This is a genomic window from Sphingomonas bacterium, from assembly GCF_028289855.1.
Lineage (GTDB): Bacteria > Pseudomonadota > Alphaproteobacteria > Sphingomonadales > Sphingomonadaceae > Sphingomonas.
This window is the reverse complement of the sequence record NZ_JAQGKZ010000048.1, coordinates 1-18,011: the sequence shown is the minus strand read 5'-3', so window position 1 is coordinate 18,011 and position 18,011 is coordinate 1. Positions and strand designations below refer to the sequence as shown.

Genomic DNA, 18,011 nt, shown 5'->3' with positions numbered 1-18,011 from the left:
CCTCCCGCTTCGCCCGGGCCAGCGCCCCGTAGTGGCGTGGTGGCTTGCCGTGCCCGCGGGCAGCGACCCCAAATACCGGATCAACTGACCGATGGACGCCGATTACTTCCTGGGTGTCGCCGACCAGACGATGTGGGTGCTGGCGCTCGCCGCCGCGCCGGTGCTGATCCCCGCGCTCCTCGCCGGGCTGATCCTCGGCATGGTTCAGGCTGCGACCTCGATCAACGAGCAGACGCTGACCTTCGTCCCCAAGCTGCTCGTCGTCGGGATCGCGCTCGTGATCTTCGGCGGGATGATGATGGGGCTGCTCAGCGATTTCACGATCGATATCTTCGGGCGCATCCCCGATCTGGTGAAATAACGTGCTGGGCTTCGGCCTGTCCGTCGAACCCCAGCTCTGGGCGCTCGTGTTCGTGATGGTGCGGATCGGGGCGGCGTTCGTCGCGGCACCGGTGTTCGGCGCGGTGTCGATTCCTCTACCGGTGCGAATCTCGTTGTCGGGCGCGATCGGCGTGCTGGTGCTCGCGGTCCACCCGGTCGTGCCGCCCGCCGAGATTTTCGGGGTGGCCACCATCCTGAGCGTCGCCGCCGAAGCCCTGATCGGGCTGGCGATCGGTTTCGTGCTTCAAATCGCGTTCGCCGCGCCGATGATCGCGAGCGAAGTGATCGGCACCTCGATGGGGATCGGGTTCGCCTCGGCGATCGATCCGCAAAACGGGCGTTCGACCCCGGCACTCGGCCAGTTCCTGTCGGTGCTGATGACCTTGCTGTTCCTGTCGGTGAACGGTCACCTCGTGCTCGTCGACATGCTGGTGCGCAGCTACACGATCCTGCCACCGGGCGGCGCATGGCTCGCGCCCTAGCGGCTCAAGGATATCGCGTTTTTCGGCGGCTATACCTTCGCCGCCGGGCTGCTGCTCGCGCTGCCGGTCGGCTTCCTGCTGCTGTGCCTCAACCTGATCGTCGGGATGATCAGCCGCGCCGCACCCAGCCTCAACCTGTTTGCGGTCGGGCTACCCGCCAGCCTCGCGGTCGGGGTCGTCGCGCTCGCGCTCGCGATGCCGGCGATGGGAGATTACATGCTCGTCATCGTCCAGGAAGGGCTCGATGCCGCGCAACGCCTGGTGTTCGGCTGATGGCGGAATATGAAGGCGACAAGACAGAGCTGCCGACAGCCAAGCGTCGCAAGGACGCGGTCGACAAGGGCGATGTCCTCAAGTCGCGCGAGTTCGCGACGGCATTGATCGTGCTTGCGGGGTGCGGCTGGCTGGCGCTGTTCGGGCAGTCTCTCGTTCATGCGTGCGAAGGCATCATGCAGGCGAGCTTCCGCTTCGGGCGTGGCGATATCGAGGATTGGTCGCCGATGAAGCCGCTGGCTCAGGCTGGCCTCGGACTGGCGCCGGCGATCGGCAGCCTGTTCCTGATCGCGATGGCGGCGGCGATCTTCAGCCAGGCGGGGCTCGGCTCGTTCCGCTTCAACGGCACGCTGCTTCAGCCCAAATTCTCGCGGGTGAATCCCGCGTCGGGGCTCAAGCGGATCTTCGGCCCGACCGGCTGGATCGAACTCGGCAAGTCGCTGCTCAAGGTCGTGCTGCTCGGCGGGATCGGCGCCTGGCTGCTCTGGCGTACCGCGCAGCCGACGATGGGGCTGGCCTCGTCGGCCGATGTCGCGGGTGCGGTCGGCGCGCTGTCGGGGACGTTCATCACCATCTTGTTCGTGATGGCGGGCGGCCTCGTCATCATCGCGGGCGTCGATCTGCCGATCCAGATCGTCCGGCTGCTCGCCAAGCTCAAGATGACCAAGCAAGAAATCCGCGACGAGCATAAGGAAACCGAGGGTTCGCCCGAGGCGAAGCAGCACCTCCGTCAGCGTCAGCGCGAGATGAGCCGCCGCAACGTACGCAGCGCGGTCGCCTCCGCGCATGTCATCCTCACCAACCCGACCCATTTCGCGGTCGCGTTGCGCTACGATCGTGAGAGCGACGTTGCGCCGGTCGTGGTCGCCCGGGGCCGCGGCGTCACCGCGCTGGCGATCCGGGATGTCGCGGGCGAGGAACAGGTGCCGATCCTCGAATACCCCGCGCTGGCGCGTGCGGTCTATTACACCAGCCGCGAGGGGCAGGAGGTTCGCGACGATCTCTACGCTGCGATCGCCACCGTTTTGGCCTTTGTTTTCAACCTCAACGCGCGCGCCGGCGCGGCGCAACCCAGCATCGACGTCCCGGCCACCGCACGGTTCGACGAAGACGGCGTCCGGCAATGAGGAAACAGCTAAAAATTGCGGGCGTCCGGCCGTTCTATGATCCGACGCGCGCGGAGATATCATAGTGCCAACGACCACCCCAAGCGCGAGCAGCGTAACCGCTTCAGCCGCGCAATCCTTGTTCAGTTCGCTGTCGAGCGGGTCGGGGGTCGATACCGCATCGCTGGTGGCGTCGCTCGTCCAGGCGCAATTCGCCGCCAAGACGGGCGCGCTGACCCAGAAATCCACCGACATCACCGCGCAGATTTCGGCGACTTCGACGCTGATGAGCACGGTCAGTCAGTTCGCCAGCGCGCTCAAGGGGCTAGCGACCGGCGGGACGTTGCAGAGCCAGCCGGTCTCGTCGAACAGCAGCATCTTGACCGCATCGGCACTGTCGGGGGCAAAGCTCGCCGGACTGTCGACCTCGGTGACAGTGAGCCAACTCGCAACCGGCCAGGCCACCCGCACCACCACCGCCGTCGCGACGCGCACCAGCGCGCTCGGCACCGGCACGCTGACGCTGACGCTCGGCACCGCGACGTACAATAGCGACAAAACGGCGATGACCGGCTTTGCCGCGGGCAGCGGCACGCCGGTGACGATCGATATCGCGGCGGGCGCGACCAGCCTCGACGGCATCGCCGCCGCGATCAACGCCAAGAAAGCGAGCGTCACCGCCTCGGTGGTCACCGACGCCGATGGCAGCGCTTATCTATCGCTCAAGGGCGCGACTGGCGCGGCACAGGCGTTCAACCTGGAGGCGACCGACGATCCATCGGGCAATCTCGCGCAGCTCAACGTCGGCGTCGGTGCCACCGGCACCGCTTTGACCGCTGGCGCGCAGAATGCGCGGCTGAGCGTCGACGGCGTCGCGGTCGAACGCGCGTCGAACACGATCAGCGATCTGGTCGCGGGTGTGAAGCTGCAACTGACCGGCACCAGCAATAGCGCCGTCGCGCTGACCAGCAGCACCCCGACCGACGCGCTCAAAAGCTCGATCAGCGATTTCGTCGATACCTATAACGAAGTGCTCAAGACGCTGACTGAGCAGCTCGATCCGCAAACCGGCCCACTGCGCGGCGACGCTGCGGCGCAGACTCTGCTTCGTTCGTTGCGCGCGCTGACGACCAAGCCGGTGCTGTCGAACGTCGCCGCTGGCACCCCGACCACGCTGGGCGAGATCGGCGTCAAGACCAACCGCAACGGCACGCTGTCGGTCGACGACGCGACGGTGACGCGCGCGCTTGCCAATTCGCCCGACGCGGTCGAGGCGATGTTCGCATTCTCGACCACCAGCACCGATGGGCTGACCGCCGCGCTCAACTCGGTGTCACTCGGCGCCAGCAGCACGCTTTACGGGCTGGGCGCGTCGGCCAAGCGCTATAACGAACAGGCGTCGGCGGTGGCGAAGGCGCAGGATTCGATCGCGACCCAGTCGGACGCGATGACCACCCGGCTGACCCAGCAATTTGCCAGCATGAATTCCAAAGTCGCGGCGTATAAATCCACCCAGTCGTTCCTGAAGAACCAGATCGACGCGTGGAACAAGTCAAACTGATGCCCGGCTACGCGACCGCGTTGGGGGCCGACCCCTACACCAAATACCGTCAGATCGACCTGGTCGGGCGCACCGCGGAGGCCGACGGGCCGGCGCTGGTGCAATTGCTGTACGACGAACTGGTCCGCGCGTTGCGCGTCGCCGCCTGGGCGACCGAGAAGCGCGATTACGCGCTCAAGAGCGAGAAGGTGACGCGCGCCACCGCGATCCTGTTCGCGCTCGAAGCCGGTCTCGATTTTGACCTGGGCGGCGATGTGTCGCATACGCTGGCGCGGCTGTACGGCGGCGCACGCGCGACGATAGTCGATGCCAGTATCGGGCAGGATCCGCGCCCGTTTCGCGACGTCGCCGGTAGCCTCGAAGAAATCGCGGCCGCCTGGGCACAGGTTCGCGCGGCAGCGTGAGGGGGTAGAGGTGGGTAGTCCCAATCAGCCAGTGCGCACGATCCTAGTGGTCGATGACAGCCGCACCAATCTGAACGTGATTGGCGAGCGGCTAACCGGCCTGGGCTACCTTACCGCGCTGGTCGACAATGGTGGTGAGGCGCTCGACATGATTGCCGGACGCGGCTTCGACCTGGTCGTGCTCGACTTGGTGATGCCTGGCATGAGCGGCATCCAGGTGCTCGCTGAACTGCGCTCGCGCACCGAAACCTCCGATTTGCCGGTGATCGTGGTCACGGCGCGGAGCGATCCCCAAGCGGCGATCGAGGCATTGGCGGCAGGGGCCGACGACCATCTCGCCAAGCCGTTCGACTTCGATGTGCTCGCGGCACGGATCGAGCGCACACTGGCACGGTCCCGGCGGATCGCCGACCTCAAGCGCTCCAACGCCGCGCTCGATGCCCGCATCGCCGCGCGGGCGATGGAATTGGGCGAAGCGCGCGCCGAACTCGCCGCCGTCCGCGCCGAGCGTCAGCGGCTGATCGCCGAAGTGGCGCGTCTGAAGGCCTAGCGTTCGGTCACCGCAACCAATGGTTGCGGACGAAATAGCCGGTCACGCCCACTGCGGTCAGCACGCAAATCCCGACGATCGCATCGAACGCCCAGGGCTGATCGGCCAGCCACAGCCCGCGCACGTTCATCCCGTACAACCCGGTCAGGAAGGTCAGCGGCAGGAAGATCATCGCGGCGATCGAAATGATCAGACTGCGTTGGTCGATCTGTTCGGCGCGCAAGTCGGTCAGCGCCTCGTGGGTCAGCGCGGCGCGCTCGCGGATGCTCTCCAGCTCCTCGGCCATCCGTGCGGCGCGGTCGGCGGCGGCGGACAAATGCAAGCGGTCGTCGTCGGAGAGCCACCCGACGGGCAGCGTCGCGAGCTTTTCAAGCGCTGAGCGCTGCGGCGCCAGAAAGCGGCGATACCCGATCGACTGGACGCGCACGCGCGACACGGTGCGGCGCAGTTCGAACACTTTTTCGGCGTCGAGCTGAGTCTCGCATTCGTCGAGATCGTCGCCCAGTTGCGCGACGTCGGGATCGAGATCGCTGGTGATCGCGGTGGCGAATTCGGTGATGAGGTCACCCGGATCGAGCACGTTGCCCTCGGCGACGCAATGTTCCACCGTATCGACCGCGAGCAGCTTCTTGCGCGTGACCGAGATGACCCGGCGGTCGATCGCCCAAATCCGCACCGAAGCGAGCGGATCGGACGAGGTCAGTTCGTCATCGGACCGCCCGCGCAAGTTGAGCAATGCCCCTTCACCGACTTGCTCGCAACGCGGCCGCGTTTCAGTCGCGGTCAGCGCATCGACCAGATAATCGTCGAGCTTGGCGGTGTTGGCCAACCACTCCTGCGCGTGCTCGTTGTTGGTCGACAAATGGACCCAGACGAACCCGTTGCGCGCCGACAACGCATTCTTGATGCCGCATTTCTTCGCCTTGCCGACCGCGCTGACTTGAAACGCAAAGCCGCTCATCGCGCCATCTCCAGATACACGGTCAGTCCGACGCCGGGGTCAACCGGCGGGGCAAGGGAAACGATCCGCGGCGCATCGGCGCGCGCGCGGTCGAGGATGGCGGGGGGGACGCCGGGCGCGTGAAGCACGCGATCGGCCTGGGAGAGTGCGCGGGCTTGGCGCAGCGTGAGGTCGTCGGGGTCGGCTGACTCCAGGACAAACCTCACCACCGTATTCCCGCGAAAGCGGGAATCCAGAGTCGCGAGCGATGCGACATGTGGCTCTGGATCCCCGCTTCCGCGGAGATACGGCGAGAGATAATCGTCCAGCGCTTCGCTGATCGCCGCTCGACGCTGGCGGCTATCGGGAAATTTCACGCGTAGCGCCTGCGCCTTTTCGGCCAACTCACCCAACGCGGTCGGCAACATAATTTCCAGCCGCTGCCGCAACGCCGCCGCCAAGCCAGCCGAAACACCGCCGGTGCCCACCGCGACGATCACCGGCGAGCGGTCGACAATCGCGGGTAAGGTGAAGTCGCACAGATCGGGCCGATCGACCGCGTTGACCAGCACGCCGCGCGCCTTGAGCCGCGCCACCGTCGCCTGGGGATCGTCCAGCGCAACGATCGCCAGCGCGGCTTGCGCGTCCTCGCCGACGACCATCGCGCCCGCACGCTCGAGCAACCGCCGTTTGGCGTCCGCTGCCTCGCCGTCGCCGATCAGCATCACCGGCCGTCCCGTCAGCCGAACGAAGATCGGCAGGCTGTGCAGGGTCACGCCGTCAGCCATTCCGGCACATGCTCCTCGGCCATGATCCGCCCGGCCGGGATGCGTTCGGCGACGATAGCATAGCGGTCGCCGTCGACCATCACCTCGGGCACCAGCGCGCGGCTGTTATAGGTCGAGGCCATCGTCGCGCCGTACGCGCCGGCGGTGCGGAAGATCGCGAGGTCGCCTTCCTTGACCAGGTCGATGTCGCGCGCCTTGGCGAAGGTGTCGCCGCTCTCGCACACCGGACCTGCGATATTGGCGACGAAGCGCTCGCCGGTCGGCCTGACCGCGACGAAATCGTGCCACGCGTCGTACAGCGCCGGGCGGGCGAGGTCGTTCATCGCCGCATCGACGATCACCCACGGATTGGCGGGCGATGGCTTCACCCAGATCACCTTGGTGAGCAGCACGCCGGCATTGCCCGCGATCACGCGCCCGGGCTCGAACATCAATTCGACGTCCCATTCGCGCGTCACCCGCGCGACCATCGCGCCGTACTCGGCAGGCCATACCGGCTTGTCCTCGGCGCGATAGGCGACGCCGAGGCCGCCGCCGAGATCGACGCGATCGACGCGGTGTCCGGCGGCGCGAAGCTCGGCGACGAGCTGACCGATGCGATGGTATGTGGCCTCCATCGGCCCGAGGCTGAGCAACTGGCTGCCGATATGCGAGGCGACGCCGCGCAGGTTCAGCCCGGGTAGCGCCGCCAGCCGCGCGTAGATGGCGGGCGCGTCGGCGATCGCGACGCCGAACTTGTTTTCGGCCTTGCCGGTCGAGATTTTGGCGTGTGTACCGGCATCGACGTCGGGATTGACCCGCAGCACGCACGGCGCGCGCTGGCCGCGTGCGGCGGCGATCTCCGACAGCGCGACGCCTTCGGCCTCGAGCTCGAGGTTGAACTGTCCGATCCCGCGATCGAGCCCCTGCGCCAATTCGTCGCGGGTCTTGCCCACCCCCGAAAACACCACGTCATGCGCTGGCATCCCCGCCGCCAGCGCGCGCTCGAGCTCGCCGCCCGACACGACATCGGCGCCGTACCCGGCATTGGCCATCAGCCGCAGCACCGCCAGGTTGGGGTTGGCCTTGATCGCATAAGCGAGGTGGACTCGGGGACAGTCCCTCAACCCGTCGCGAAAAGCATGGGCGTGGCGCTCGAACGTCGCGCGCGAATAGACATAGACCGGCGTTCCCACCTCGGCTGCGATCCGCGCCATGGGGACATCCTCGGCGTACATCTCGCCGTTCCGCAGATTGAAATGGTCCACGCCTCAGTTCGCGGGCGGCAAGTCGAATTCGTTGCCCTGGCGCTCTTCGGAGCTTTTGAGCAATTCGTCGCTGCGCTCGGGCCGCGCCTGGGTCGAAGCGGTGAGCAACTTGCTCGGCGTCGGCGTCGTGGTGGCGCCATAGGGGGCGATCGGCAGCGCTTTGCCCTCGGCCGGCTTCAGCTCGCGCGCGGCGCCGCATGCGGACAGAGCGAGGATCAAGCCAAAGGCAACCAGACGCTTCACTTCACTTCTCCCGTGCGCGCGGCCTTCGCCGCCGCAATCGCCTCACGCACCTTCGTCGGCGCGGTGCCGCCAAAACTGGTGCGGCTCGCGACCGACGCGTCGACGCTCAGCACGTCATAGACGCGTTCGTCGATCCGCGCATCGATTTGCTTGAGCGTTTCGATCGGCACGGCGTCGAGCGCCACGCCGGCATCCTCCGCTGCCTTGACCGCGCGCCCGGTAATGTGGTGCGCCTCGCGGAACGGCACCCCGGCTTCGCGGACCAGCCAGTCGGCGAGGTCGGTCGCGGTGGCGAAGCCGCTTTCCGCCAGCGCGCGCATCCGGTCGGCGCGGAAGGTCGCGGTCTCGACCATCCCGGTCATCGCAGCGATCGAAATGCCAAGCAGGTCGTGCGCCTCGAACACCGGTGGTTTGTCGTCCTGCATGTCCTTCGAATAGGCCAGCGGCAGGCCCTTCATCGTGATGACGAGCGCAGTCATGCACCCCGCGATCCGCCCGGCATGGCCGCGGACGAGCTCGGCGGCGTCGGGGTTGCGCTTTTGCGGCATGATCGAGCTGCCGGTCGACCATTGATCCGACATCGCGACGAACCCGAACGGCTGCGACGCCCAGATGACGAATTCCTCGGCGAGGCGCGAGAGGTGGAGCGCGCACTGCGTCGCCGCCATCAGATAGTCGAGCGCGAAATCGCGGTCGCTGACCGAATCCAAGCTGTTGCTGGTCGGGCCGTCGAAGCCGAGCGTAGCGGCCGTCGCGTCGCGGTCGATCGGGAAGCTGGTTCCTGCCAGCGCGGCGGCGCCCAAGGGACTCCGGTTCATCCGAGCGCGCGCATCGGCGAAGCGGCTGCGGTCGCGCGCGATCATGTCGTGATACGCCATCAGATGATGACCGAGCGTCACCGGCTGCGCCGACTGGAGGTGCGTGAAGCCGGGCATCACCGCATCGGCATGCTCGTCCGCCCGCGCGATCAGCGCATCCTGTAGCGCGCCCAAAGCCGCCCCAACCTGATCGATCGCGTCGCGAACCCACAACCGGAAATCGGTCGCGACCTGGTCGTTGCGCGACCGCGCGGTGTGCAGCCGTCCGGCGACCGCCCCGATCTTCTCGGCCAGCCGCGCCTCGGTCAGCATGTGGATGTCCTCGAGCGCCAGATCGTCGGGCACCCCGTCGCGTTCGTAATCCGCCGCGACCGCGTCGAGCCCGTCGGCGATCGTCGCTGCATCCGCCGCGCTCAGAATCCCCGTCGCGCCCAGCATCGCGGCATGCGCCTTCGACCCCGCCACGTCCTGCCGCCACAATCGCTTGTCGAACGGGATCGACGCATTTATCTCGCGCATCACCGCGGCCGGCCCGTCGGCGAACCGTCCCCCCCACATGGAGTTCGTGGTCTTGCGCTCAGTCACTCTGTTGCTGCCCGTCCTCTTGCCAGTCCTGCTGACCGCCGGTTGCGATAGGCAATCGCCCGCGAACGAGCAAGCGAACGGCGTGGCGGCCAACATTGCCGACGCCAGCGTGCCGACCCCGGACGAAGCCACCGCGCCCGCCGACAACGGGGTCGATGTGATCGGCAAGCTCGATCGTGAGCACAAGGGGGAGGCGGCCCCGGCCGCCGCGTTCGAGAGCCCGGGCGGGGCAAAGCTGACGCTCGCGAGCTTCACGGGCAAGCCGTTCCTGCTCAATTTGTGGGCGACGTGGTGCGGCCCGTGCAAGATCGAGATGCCCGCGCTCGACACGATCGCCGCCGAGGGCAAATTGCCGGTGGTGACGATCAGCCAGGATCTGAACGGCGCCGCCGCCGTGACTCCCTATTTCGCAGCCGCCAAGTTCAAGGCGCTCAAGCCGTATCTCGACCCCAAGCTCGGCTTCTCCTACGCGCTCGGCAATCCAAGCCTGCCGACGACGATCCTGTACGACGCGTCGGGCAAGGAGGTGTGGCGGATGACCGGCGGGATGGACTGGACCAGCCCGACCGCGCGGGAATTGCTGGCGGAGGCTGACTAGGCCGCGCGGTCCCGCGTCGCCTCCGAAAACTTGTCCGCCCGCCGCAACCCGACCATCATCTGGCGCTCGAGCCGTGCGCACAGCGCCGCGTAATAGTCCGACAGGAAGCCGTAATCGTCCCCATCGTCGGGCAGATTGGCCTTGCGGCGGATCGCGGCGGCAACCGTCACCAGCGCGTCGGTGTCGCCGTTGCGCAGGACTTCCTCCAGCGTCTGCAATTCGAATTCGCCGTAGAGGCTGAGCGCATGGTCGCTGAAGTTGCGGCGGGGCTGGTCGCTCGCGGCGATCGAAGCGACGAGATCGTGGCCGAGCTTCCCCCGCACGCGCTGCACGACCCACGTCCCCGCGAGCAAGTCGCCGACGCGCAAGCGGTCGCGGTTGAACAATGGGAAGAACAGGAAAATCCCGCTCCATACCAAGGCGACCAGCGAGATCATCTTGTCGGTGCCGCTCTGAAAGATCGTCGCGAAGAAGAAGGTGATCGGCAGGAAGAATTCGATCTCGCGCATCGCGTTGCGCGCGATTACCGCGCCGCCGGTCAGCCGCGACCCGTCGCGCGCGACGACGCGCAGGCCGACGATGCGCTTGCCGGGTGTCGCGCCGCGCCCGCCCATCTCGAACAGCGTGAACCAGAAATTGCGCAGGAAGAAGAACCCGATCAGCCATAATCCGCCCATCAGCACCGACCGCGCCGCGAAGGCGGTCAAGCCGATGACGACCGAGCCGACGATCAGCACGACCAGCATCAGCAGCAGGTCGAGCATGAACGCGCCCGCGCGCGCGCCGGCGGAACCGAGCTCGATCCGCAGATCGACGCCCTCGGGCGTGACGAAGCTGCGCCGGAACGGGTTGCCGGTAGGCCGGGGTTTACGCGACCGCGCCATCGTCCCTCCGCGGCCAATAGAAATAGAGCAACCAGCCGAGCAGCATCCCGCCGCCGATTGCGTAGCGCGCGGTGTCCGACGTGACGGTCTGGCGCCCGATCCCTTCGAGCAACCCGGCGACCGCCAGCATCACGACCGTCCCGCCCATCGCGACCGCCGCCGACCGCCCCGCCGCGACCGCCGCGTCGGCGCGCGACTGGCGCCCGGGAAAGGCCAAAGCCAGCCCGATGCGGAACCCCGCCGCGCCCGAGATCATGATCGCGAACAATTCGGTCGTGCCGTGGATCATCAGCCAGCCGATGAAGCCGTACGCCAGCCCCTTGGATGCGAAGACCTCGACCAATGCGCCCAGCATCAGCCCGTTGTAGACGATGAGGCCGGCGGTCGGCACGCAGAACGCGAACCCCAGCGCGAACGATGTGATCGCGATCTGCGCGTTATGGGTGAACAGGAACGACGCGAACAGCGCCAGCGCGCTTTGCCCGGCTTCCGGGCCGCCGCCGTCGTACAACGTGTTCTTCAGGAAGGCAGCGGTCGCGGTCGGGTCGCGGCCCTGCGCCATGCCGTCGGGGAACAGGATATAGAACCAGCTCGGATTGTTGCGCACCAGCAGGTAGGCGACGATCGCCCCCGCCGCGGTCAGGATGAACGCGACCAGCGTCTCCTTCCACAATGCCTGCACCGCGCGCGGCCAGCTGCGTGCGAAGAAATGGCCGAGCTGGCGCAAGGCGGAGGTCGGGACGCCGTAGATCTGGAAATAGGCGCGCGTGCAAAGCTGTTCGAGATAGGCGACCAGGCTCTTGTCGAGCGAAGTCTCGCGCGCGACCGACAGCGACGACAGCGTCGAGCGGTAGAGCACCGGGAGCACCAGCAGCGCCTGTTCGGGCACGCCACGCACGCCGCGCTTCTCGATCGCGCTGACGATCTTGTCGAGCCGTTCCCAATCGGCCTCGTGCGCCGCGCGGAAGCGAGTCGCGTTGACGATCGGCACGCGGCTCTCGACGAAAGCGGTCACAGCAAATTCCTCCGCTTCAAATCGACATAGCCCTGGACCAGCCAGTCGCCGACCTTGTCATATTCGCTCTCGATGACGTGCGCGCCGAGATGCCGCAGCCGGGTCAGCGCGAGCAGCCGGTCCTTGAGCAACGCGGCGGCGGTGACCGCGCGCGTAATATCGTCCGACGTACGCGGCGCGCGGTCGACGATCGCCTCGAGCTCCTCGTCGCGCAGCACGACCACCATCAGCAAATGCGTCTGCGCCAGCCGAGCCGTCGCGCGGATCATGAAGTCGGCGCTGGTCAGGTCGGTGAACTCGGTGAACAGGACGATCATCGAGCGCCGCGTCAGTCGCGCGGCGAGCGTAGTCAGCGCATAGGTGTAATTGGTCTCGTCGCCCGAATAATCGATCCGCGCGGCGAGCCGCTGGAGTTCGGGGAACGCGCCCGCGCCGGAGATCAGCCCGCTGGCGATGCGCGGGCGCGAATCGAACGAATGCAGCGCGACACGGTCGCCAAGCTTGAGCGCGACCCAGCCGGTCAGCAGCATCGCCGCCACCGCGCGGTCGATCCGCGGCACGCCCGCCACCGGCTCCGACATCTGGCGCCCCGAATCGACCGCGAAGACGATCTGATTGTTGCGCTCGGTGCGATATTCCTTGGCATGGAGCTTGAGGTGACGCGCCGACTGCTTCCAGTCGATCGCGCGGCGGTCCATCCCCGATCGGAATTCGACCAATGTGTCGAAATCGGTGCCGTCGCCGCGGTCGAGCTGCGTCATCAAGCCTTGCAGCGCATGGCGCTGGAAAATCCGCGCGCCGCGTTCGTGGACCGGGCGAATGTCCGGCAGGATCGCCAGGCTCGCGTCGCTGGCGACGCGCTTGCCCTTCCACGCGAGCCCGAGCGGCCCTCGCCAGCGCACCCATACCTGCCCGAACCGCGCGGTGCCGCGCCGCCGCGTCTCGACGGGGAGCACGACCGCGCCGCGCCCTTTGTCGAGGCTGACGGTCGCGCGTCCGTCGTCGACCAAATCGACCAGCGCATCGCTCGCGATCGCCACCTCGGCGCGGCGTGGGGCGCCACGCCCCGGCATCGTCACGGTGACCGTCGCCTCGACCTCCTCGCCGACGCTCGCGGTACGCGGCAGCGCGAGTATCACCGAGACATCGCGCGCGCCGATCGCGCCGATCGCATCGACCAGCACGCCGACCAGCACCAAGGCGGGCCAGGCAAGCGCGGCGTACCAAAGATCGGCCATCTGCATGGCGACCAGCAGCGCGACGGGCGCCCCCGCCGCCGCCGCCAGCACCGCAAGGCGCGTCGGGTAGATCACACCCTTATTCCCCTCCCTTCCAGGGAGGGGTCAGGGGTGGGTGGAGGCCTGGCGTTACGCGGGCCGACAGTTCGACCTCTCCGTATCGCGATACGGCCACCCACCCCCGGCCCCTCCCTGAGAGGGAGGGGAGTAAGGTTTGGACTATCACCGCGGCGCCTCGATCTGTTCGATGATGTCCTTCACCACGTCCTCGACCACGCGGCCGTCGATTTCGGCGGCGGGCGACAGGATCAGGCGGTGGCGCAGCAAAGCCGGCGCGAGTTGCTTGACGTCGTCGGGTATGACGAAGTCACGCCCGTCGAGCGCGGCGCGCGCCCGCGCCGCACCCGCCAGCATCGCCCCGGCGCGGGGGCTTGCCCCGCTCTCCAGGTCGGCGACGCCGCGCGTGCCGCGAATCAGCCCGGCGATATAGTCGATCACTTCGTCGACCAGCTTGACGCTTGCCGCCGTCTCGACCGCCGCCGCGATCTGCTTCGCATCGGCTTTCGCCTCGACCCCCCAGCCTTCGGGCTCCATCGCGGTGGCGCGCGCGCCATGCGTGGCGATGATCTTGCGCTCCTCGGCGGCCGACGGATAATCGACCGTCTGCTTGAACAGGAAGCGGTCGAGCTGCGCCTCGGGCAGCGGATAGACGCCTTGCTGCTCGATCGGGTTCTGCGTCGCCACCACCATGAAACGGTCGCCGAGCGACAGGCTCTCACAGTCGATCGTCACGGTGCGTTCCTGCATCGCTTCGAGCAACGCCGCCTGGGTCTTGGGCGGGGTGCGGTTGATTTCGTCCGCCAGCAGCAGGTCGGTGAAGATCGGCCCGCGAGTGAGCGTGAACTGGCTGGTCTGGAAGTTGAACAGGTTCGCGCCGATGATGTCGCCGGGCATCAGATCGGGGGTGAACTGGATCCGCCCGAACTTGATCCCGATCGCGCGCGCGAAGCTGTGCGCGAGCAACGTCTTGGCGGTGCCCGGCGGGCCTTCGAGCAGGATATGACCCCCGGCGAACAGCGCGACGAGCATCAGCTCGACCGTCGCTTCCTGCCCCACGACGGCCTTGCCGACTTCCTGCCGGATGGCCTCGGCCAGGTTGCGGACTTCTTCGACTGTCACTTGGCTTTCTCCTTCGCCCAATCGTGTAGTGCCTGCGCGGCGGCGACCAGGCTGTTCTTGTCGGATGCTTGTTCGGCGGCTTGCGCGAGGTCGCTGAACTTCGCGCGGCCGCTCAATTTATCAAGATAGGCGTCGATCGCTTGCCCCCGCAGTCGCGACGGCACGCCGAACGCGGTCACCGCGCGCTCGCGGATCGTCTCGACATAACGCCCGCCGAGTCGCGCCTGACGCCGCGCTTTGCGGATCAGCATCGCCGAATTGTCGACCAACGCCGCCTTGCCGAACGCGATCGCGCGCTCGCGGCGCACCGCGGGTCCGAACCGCACGAACGCTTGCCATCCGGCGAGCAGCATCGCCGCCACCAGGGTCAGCGTCATCGCCAGGAAAGGCGGATCGAACGCCAGCCGCAACGGGTTAGGCTGGCGCCCGAGGCCGACCAGCGTGACGTCGAACGAGATCGGCTCGTTCTCGACATTGAGCTGGTTGAGCAGTTCGACCGCCGATTGCGCGTTGCCCGCGTCGCGCATTCCCATGTTCGACAACAGATCGCCATCCGCGAGCACGTAGAACGGCCCTTCGCCGATCTGGCCGAGCACGATCCGGCCCTCGCTGTCGGTGAGGAGCGGGTGCAGATTGGCGCCCGTCATCGTCTGGAGCGGGCGCGGCGCGGCGATCGCGATGTCGCTGTCGGTGAGGAAGCCGGTGGCGGTCAATGGCCGCCCGCCGCTCTTGGTGCGCACGATCGTCAGCTTGTTGACCGGCGCGAGCACACCGTAGGGCTCGCTCGGCGGGAGCAAAGCGAGATAGTTCACCCAACCAGGATGCGCTTTGTCGGCGATCGTCGCCCACTTGGGCAGCACCACCATTGTCGGCAGCTTTACCCGGCGCGCGATGATATCGCCCATTGGCGTGTCGGCGGTTTGGGGGGTCACCACCAGCAACCCGCGCCCGTCGAGCCCATCGTCGTCGCGGATCACGCGTGTGTCGTACCCGGCGGCCTGGGTGAGGCGGATGATCCCGCTATAGCCGACAGCCGAATTGGACAAAGCGTGCGCCGCGCCATCGCCCTTCGGCGTCGTGCCCGGTGCATAGGCTGTGGCGATCAGCATCGCGGCGAACGCGGTGACCCCGACGCACACCAGGATGATGATTGTGCGCAGCCGGAACAGCTCGCCGCCGCCATCGCTAGCGCGGCCGATCGCGACGTCGCTCATGCCTTCCACTGCCCCGGCAGCGCGAAGTCGGTATAGGCGGCGCGCGCCTTGATCCAGTCGTTGGCGACGACCGCCCGCCCGCCGAACAGGCTGCTTTCGACATAGCCGGCGATCCGCGCGAACAGTTCGCGCGCGACCGCCGGGATGCCGGCGGCGGAGGACAGCTCGCGGCTGGTCAGCGAAGGCCGGACGACGCGCGGGCGGCGGCGCTGGATGTCCTCGACCGAGCGGAACAGCAGGTGATGCACGGCCTCGGCGTAGAGCCCGCGGGCGGCCAGCGCGTCGGCCTCATCCAGCCACGCCCGCGCCGGCGCGAAATCGGGTGCCCATTCCTGCTCGGCGTTCTCGACCGCGACTTGCCGCGCGCGCTTGCGGCGGAGTGGCGTGCGCCACTCGCCCGAACGGATGCGGTCGACGATCAGCCAGGCCAGCGTCAGCGCCAGAATAACGATCACCGACCATAACAGGATCTGCGCAAGCGGTGCCGCCGGCATCAGGCTGGTGATCCATTGGAAGAAACGGCCGACGGGTCTCAAAACATCGGCCAACCAGCGCAGCCAGCCGGGCACTTCGAACGGCTTGGGCATTGGCGCCGGGCCCATCCTGAACTGCATCGCCGGATCGTCGCGCAACGCGCGATGCGCGTCGGCCAGGCGCTGCGCCGCAGCGACCGCTTGCTCGTTACCCCCGCTCACGCAATTCCAACCCCCGGCTTCACGGGCACGATGCTTACCGGATGGTGGTGCCCGCGCAACCGCTAAGATGCTCTGGACAGGGACGAACCTGCGCGCCAGTCTCTGCGCCGGGACAAAGGGGACGGTCATGGCGGCGGAATACAATCAAACCGGGCGGAGCGTGTCGATCGGCCGCATCCTGTCGCGCACGTTCAGCGCGATTGGCAGCAACCCGGGCGTCATGCTGACGATCGCGTTCGTGTTTGGCGCGTTGCCGTCGACCGCGATCAGTTACTATCAACAGACGCTGGCCGAACCGTTGCGGACCGGGGCGTTGCGCCCACGCGACTATTTTATCATCCTGGCACTGTCGGCGCTCGCCAACATGGTGCTCAACCTGATCGTTCAGGGCGGGCTGGTCCGCGCGACGATGACCGCGGCCGAGGGCGATCGCGCAACGCTTGGCGAATGCCTCGGCACCGGCCTGCGCCGCGCGCTGCCGCTGCTCGGTGTCGCGATCCTGGGTGGGCTGGGCATCAGTTTGGGCTTCCTGCTGCTGATCGTCCCCGGCGTGATCCTCTATCTGATGTGGTCGGTGGTGGGCCCGGTCGTCGTGGTCGAGCGCCACGGCGTGATCGGATCGCTCAGCCGCAGCAGCGAACTGACCAGCGGCGCCAAGGGCTCGATCTTCGCGCTGATGCTGATCGTCTGGGTGGTCCTGATCGGCGCGACGATGGTGTCGGGCGCGGCGATGGTCGCGATCTACGGCGTACAGGGCCTCGCCCGGGCGGTGCAGGACGGCCTGCCGATCGCGTTTTTGATCGTGCAGGGTCTGATCGCGACGGTCACGACGGTGTTCGCCTCGGCGATCCCGACCGCGCTCTATGTCGAGCTGCGCGAATGGAAAGAAGGCGCGATCGGCGAGTCGCTCAGCGACATCTTCGCCTGATCGGGAAAAGCTGGATGCCCGACAAGGATTCGAACCTTGATTGACGGAGTCAGAGTCCGCTCTCTTACCATTAGAGGATCGGGCAGCAGCGGGCCGCGCTCTAGGCAAGGGCGCCGAACGGGTCAAGGCCCCGCGCTTGTCGCGTCACGCCGATTGCGCTAGTCCCGACGCCAAGCAGCGGAGGGCTTTGGGCCGGACCGCAAGAACATAAAGAACACCGGCATGGGAGATCATCCCGCACCAATGCCGCACCGGCATGGCGCCGCGCCCCAGGGCCCGGCGACGACCCGTCCGGCGCTCCCGCCCAAAAAGCGCTGGAACGACGCGCCGCATTATGCCGCGCTCGACCTCGGTACCAACAATTGCCGCTTGCTGATCGCGCGGCCGCAGGGCGACGGATTCGCGGTGGTCGACGCATTCTCGCGGATCGTCCGGCTGGGCGAGGGGCTGGCGTCGAGCGGGCGGCTGTCCGACGCGGCGATCGACCGCACCATCGCCGCGCTTCGGGTCTGTTCGGACAAGCTTCGCCGTCGCAACGTGCTCGTGTCGCGCTCGGTCGCGACCGAGGCCTGCCGTCAGGCCGCCAACGGCGCCGATTTCATCGACCGCGCGTGGCGCGAGACCGGGATCCGGCTCGACATCATCTCCGCCGAGGAGGAAGCGCGGCTGGCGGTGCTCGGCTGCCATGCGCTGATCGAACCGGGTGAGGATCCGGCGTTGATCTTCGATATCGGCGGCGGATCGACCGAATTGGTGCTGGTCGATACCAAACCCGCCATCCCGCGCGTGCTCGACTGGCACAGCGCGCCGTGGGGCGTCGTATCGCTGACCGAGCATATCGGCTATGCCGAGACGCGGCAGGGGCGGCTGGATGCCTATGCG

19 protein-coding genes, 1 tRNA gene and 1 pseudogene are annotated in these 18,011 nt (G+C 67.4%); 9 read left to right on the top strand and 12 right to left on the bottom strand.

Annotated features, from left to right (window positions below; all coding sequences use genetic code 11):
- Nucleotides 1–91: 91 nt before the first annotated feature.
- From fliQ to JWM94_RS04395, 6 genes and pseudogenes are all read left to right on the top strand, one after another.
- Complete coding sequence (gene fliQ / locus JWM94_RS04420; protein WP_299422289.1) at nucleotides 92–361, top strand: flagellar biosynthesis protein FliQ; 270 nt, start codon at nucleotides 92–94, stop codon at nucleotides 359–361.
- Between the two features lies 1 nt (nucleotide 362).
- A pseudogene (fliR, locus tag JWM94_RS04415) lies at nucleotides 363–1,136 on the top strand (flagellar biosynthetic protein FliR).
- The gene (locus JWM94_RS04410) at nucleotides 1,136–2,263 is read left to right on the top strand and encodes a flagellar biosynthesis protein FlhB (protein ID WP_299422287.1); all 1,128 of its coding nucleotides are present in this window, start codon (nucleotides 1,136–1,138) and stop codon (nucleotides 2,261–2,263) included. The pseudogene fliR and the gene JWM94_RS04410 overlap by 1 nt, the downstream one beginning before the upstream one ends.
- A 64-nt stretch (nucleotides 2,264–2,327) precedes the next feature.
- Nucleotides 2,328–3,803 (top strand): flagellar filament capping protein FliD, encoded by a 1,476-nt coding sequence (fliD, locus tag JWM94_RS04405; protein WP_299422285.1) that lies wholly within the window; start codon nucleotides 2,328–2,330, stop codon nucleotides 3,801–3,803.
- Nucleotides 3,785–4,207 carry a flagellar protein FliS gene (locus tag JWM94_RS04400; protein WP_367185867.1) on the top strand — a complete coding sequence of 141 codons (423 nt, stop codon included), beginning with the start codon at nucleotides 3,785–3,787 and terminating at the stop codon, nucleotides 4,205–4,207. Before fliD ends, JWM94_RS04400 begins: the two co-directional genes overlap by 19 nt.
- A 10-nt stretch (nucleotides 4,208–4,217) precedes the next feature.
- Nucleotides 4,218–4,757, top strand: a complete 540-nt coding sequence (locus JWM94_RS04395) for a response regulator (protein WP_299422283.1) — start codon at nucleotides 4,218–4,220, stop codon at nucleotides 4,755–4,757.
- A gap of 7 nt (nucleotides 4,758–4,764) precedes the next feature.
- On the opposite strand, the gene JWM94_RS04390 is transcribed toward JWM94_RS04395, so the two are convergent.
- The 5 genes from JWM94_RS04390 to argH are packed head-to-tail and all read right to left on the bottom strand — an operon-like array spanning nucleotide 4,765 to nucleotide 9,351.
- A complete protein-coding gene (locus JWM94_RS04390) occupies nucleotides 4,765–5,718 on the bottom strand; it encodes a zinc transporter ZntB (protein WP_299422280.1) in 954 nt (317 codons plus the stop codon).
- A complete protein-coding gene (locus JWM94_RS04385) occupies nucleotides 5,715–6,473 on the bottom strand; it encodes an NAD(P)-dependent oxidoreductase (protein WP_299422278.1) in 759 nt (252 codons plus the stop codon). Before JWM94_RS04385 ends, JWM94_RS04390 begins: the two co-directional genes overlap by 4 nt.
- A complete protein-coding gene (gene lysA / locus JWM94_RS04380) occupies nucleotides 6,470–7,732 on the bottom strand; it encodes a diaminopimelate decarboxylase (protein WP_299422276.1) in 1,263 nt (420 codons plus the stop codon). Before lysA ends, JWM94_RS04385 begins: the two co-directional genes overlap by 4 nt.
- A gap of 3 nt (nucleotides 7,733–7,735) precedes the next feature.
- Entirely contained in the window at nucleotides 7,736–7,975 is a 240-nt protein-coding gene (locus JWM94_RS04375) for a hypothetical protein (RefSeq protein ID WP_299422273.1), read from the bottom strand.
- Nucleotides 7,972–9,351, bottom strand: coding sequence for an argininosuccinate lyase (gene argH, locus JWM94_RS04370; RefSeq protein ID WP_299422354.1), 1,380 nt, complete (start codon nucleotides 9,349–9,351; stop codon nucleotides 7,972–7,974). The genes JWM94_RS04375 and argH overlap by 4 nt, the downstream gene beginning before the upstream one ends.
- A 7-nt stretch (nucleotides 9,352–9,358) precedes the next feature.
- Between argH and JWM94_RS04365 the strand changes: the two genes are divergently transcribed.
- Complete coding sequence (locus JWM94_RS04365) at nucleotides 9,359–9,976, top strand: TlpA family protein disulfide reductase (protein WP_367185866.1); 618 nt, start codon at nucleotides 9,359–9,361, stop codon at nucleotides 9,974–9,976.
- Here JWM94_RS04365 and JWM94_RS04360 read toward each other — a convergent pair.
- From JWM94_RS04360 to JWM94_RS04335, 6 genes are all read right to left on the bottom strand, one after another.
- Complete coding sequence (locus tag JWM94_RS04360; protein ID WP_299422268.1) at nucleotides 9,973–10,860, bottom strand: RDD family protein; 888 nt, start codon at nucleotides 10,858–10,860, stop codon at nucleotides 9,973–9,975. The two genes, JWM94_RS04365 and JWM94_RS04360, sit on opposite strands and share 4 nt — an antisense overlap.
- A complete protein-coding gene (locus tag JWM94_RS04355; RefSeq protein ID WP_299422265.1) occupies nucleotides 10,844–11,875 on the bottom strand; it encodes a stage II sporulation protein M in 1,032 nt (343 codons plus the stop codon). The genes JWM94_RS04360 and JWM94_RS04355 overlap by 17 nt, the downstream gene beginning before the upstream one ends.
- Nucleotides 11,872–13,188 (bottom strand): DUF58 domain-containing protein, encoded by a 1,317-nt coding sequence (locus tag JWM94_RS04350; RefSeq protein WP_299422263.1) that lies wholly within the window; start codon nucleotides 13,186–13,188, stop codon nucleotides 11,872–11,874. Before JWM94_RS04350 ends, JWM94_RS04355 begins: the two co-directional genes overlap by 4 nt.
- Before the next feature lie 147 nt (nucleotides 13,189–13,335).
- On the bottom strand, nucleotides 13,336–14,292 hold the full coding sequence (locus JWM94_RS04345) for a MoxR family ATPase (RefSeq protein WP_299422261.1): 957 nt from the start codon (nucleotides 14,290–14,292) through the stop codon (nucleotides 13,336–13,338).
- Nucleotides 14,289–15,506, bottom strand: coding sequence for a hypothetical protein (locus JWM94_RS04340; RefSeq protein WP_299422259.1), 1,218 nt, complete (start codon nucleotides 15,504–15,506; stop codon nucleotides 14,289–14,291). The genes JWM94_RS04345 and JWM94_RS04340 overlap by 4 nt, the downstream gene beginning before the upstream one ends.
- Entirely contained in the window at nucleotides 15,503–16,201 is a 699-nt protein-coding gene (locus JWM94_RS04335; RefSeq protein WP_299422256.1) for a DUF4129 domain-containing protein, read from the bottom strand. Before JWM94_RS04335 ends, JWM94_RS04340 begins: the two co-directional genes overlap by 4 nt.
- 127 nt (nucleotides 16,202–16,328) lie before the next feature.
- On the opposite strand from JWM94_RS04335, the gene JWM94_RS04330 reads away from it, so the two are divergent.
- Complete coding sequence (locus tag JWM94_RS04330; protein WP_299422254.1) at nucleotides 16,329–17,129, top strand: hypothetical protein; 801 nt, start codon at nucleotides 16,329–16,331, stop codon at nucleotides 17,127–17,129.
- An 11-nt stretch (nucleotides 17,130–17,140) separates the two neighbouring features.
- On the opposite strand, the gene JWM94_RS04325 is transcribed toward JWM94_RS04330, so the two are convergent.
- Nucleotides 17,141–17,214: transfer RNA gene (locus tag JWM94_RS04325), tRNA-Gln, on the bottom strand.
- A 137-nt stretch (nucleotides 17,215–17,351) separates the two neighbouring features.
- Between JWM94_RS04325 and JWM94_RS04320 the strand changes: the two genes are divergently transcribed.
- Nucleotides 17,352–18,011 (top strand): Ppx/GppA phosphatase family protein (locus tag JWM94_RS04320; protein ID WP_367185865.1); only part of this gene is annotated, 660 nt, incomplete at its 3' end.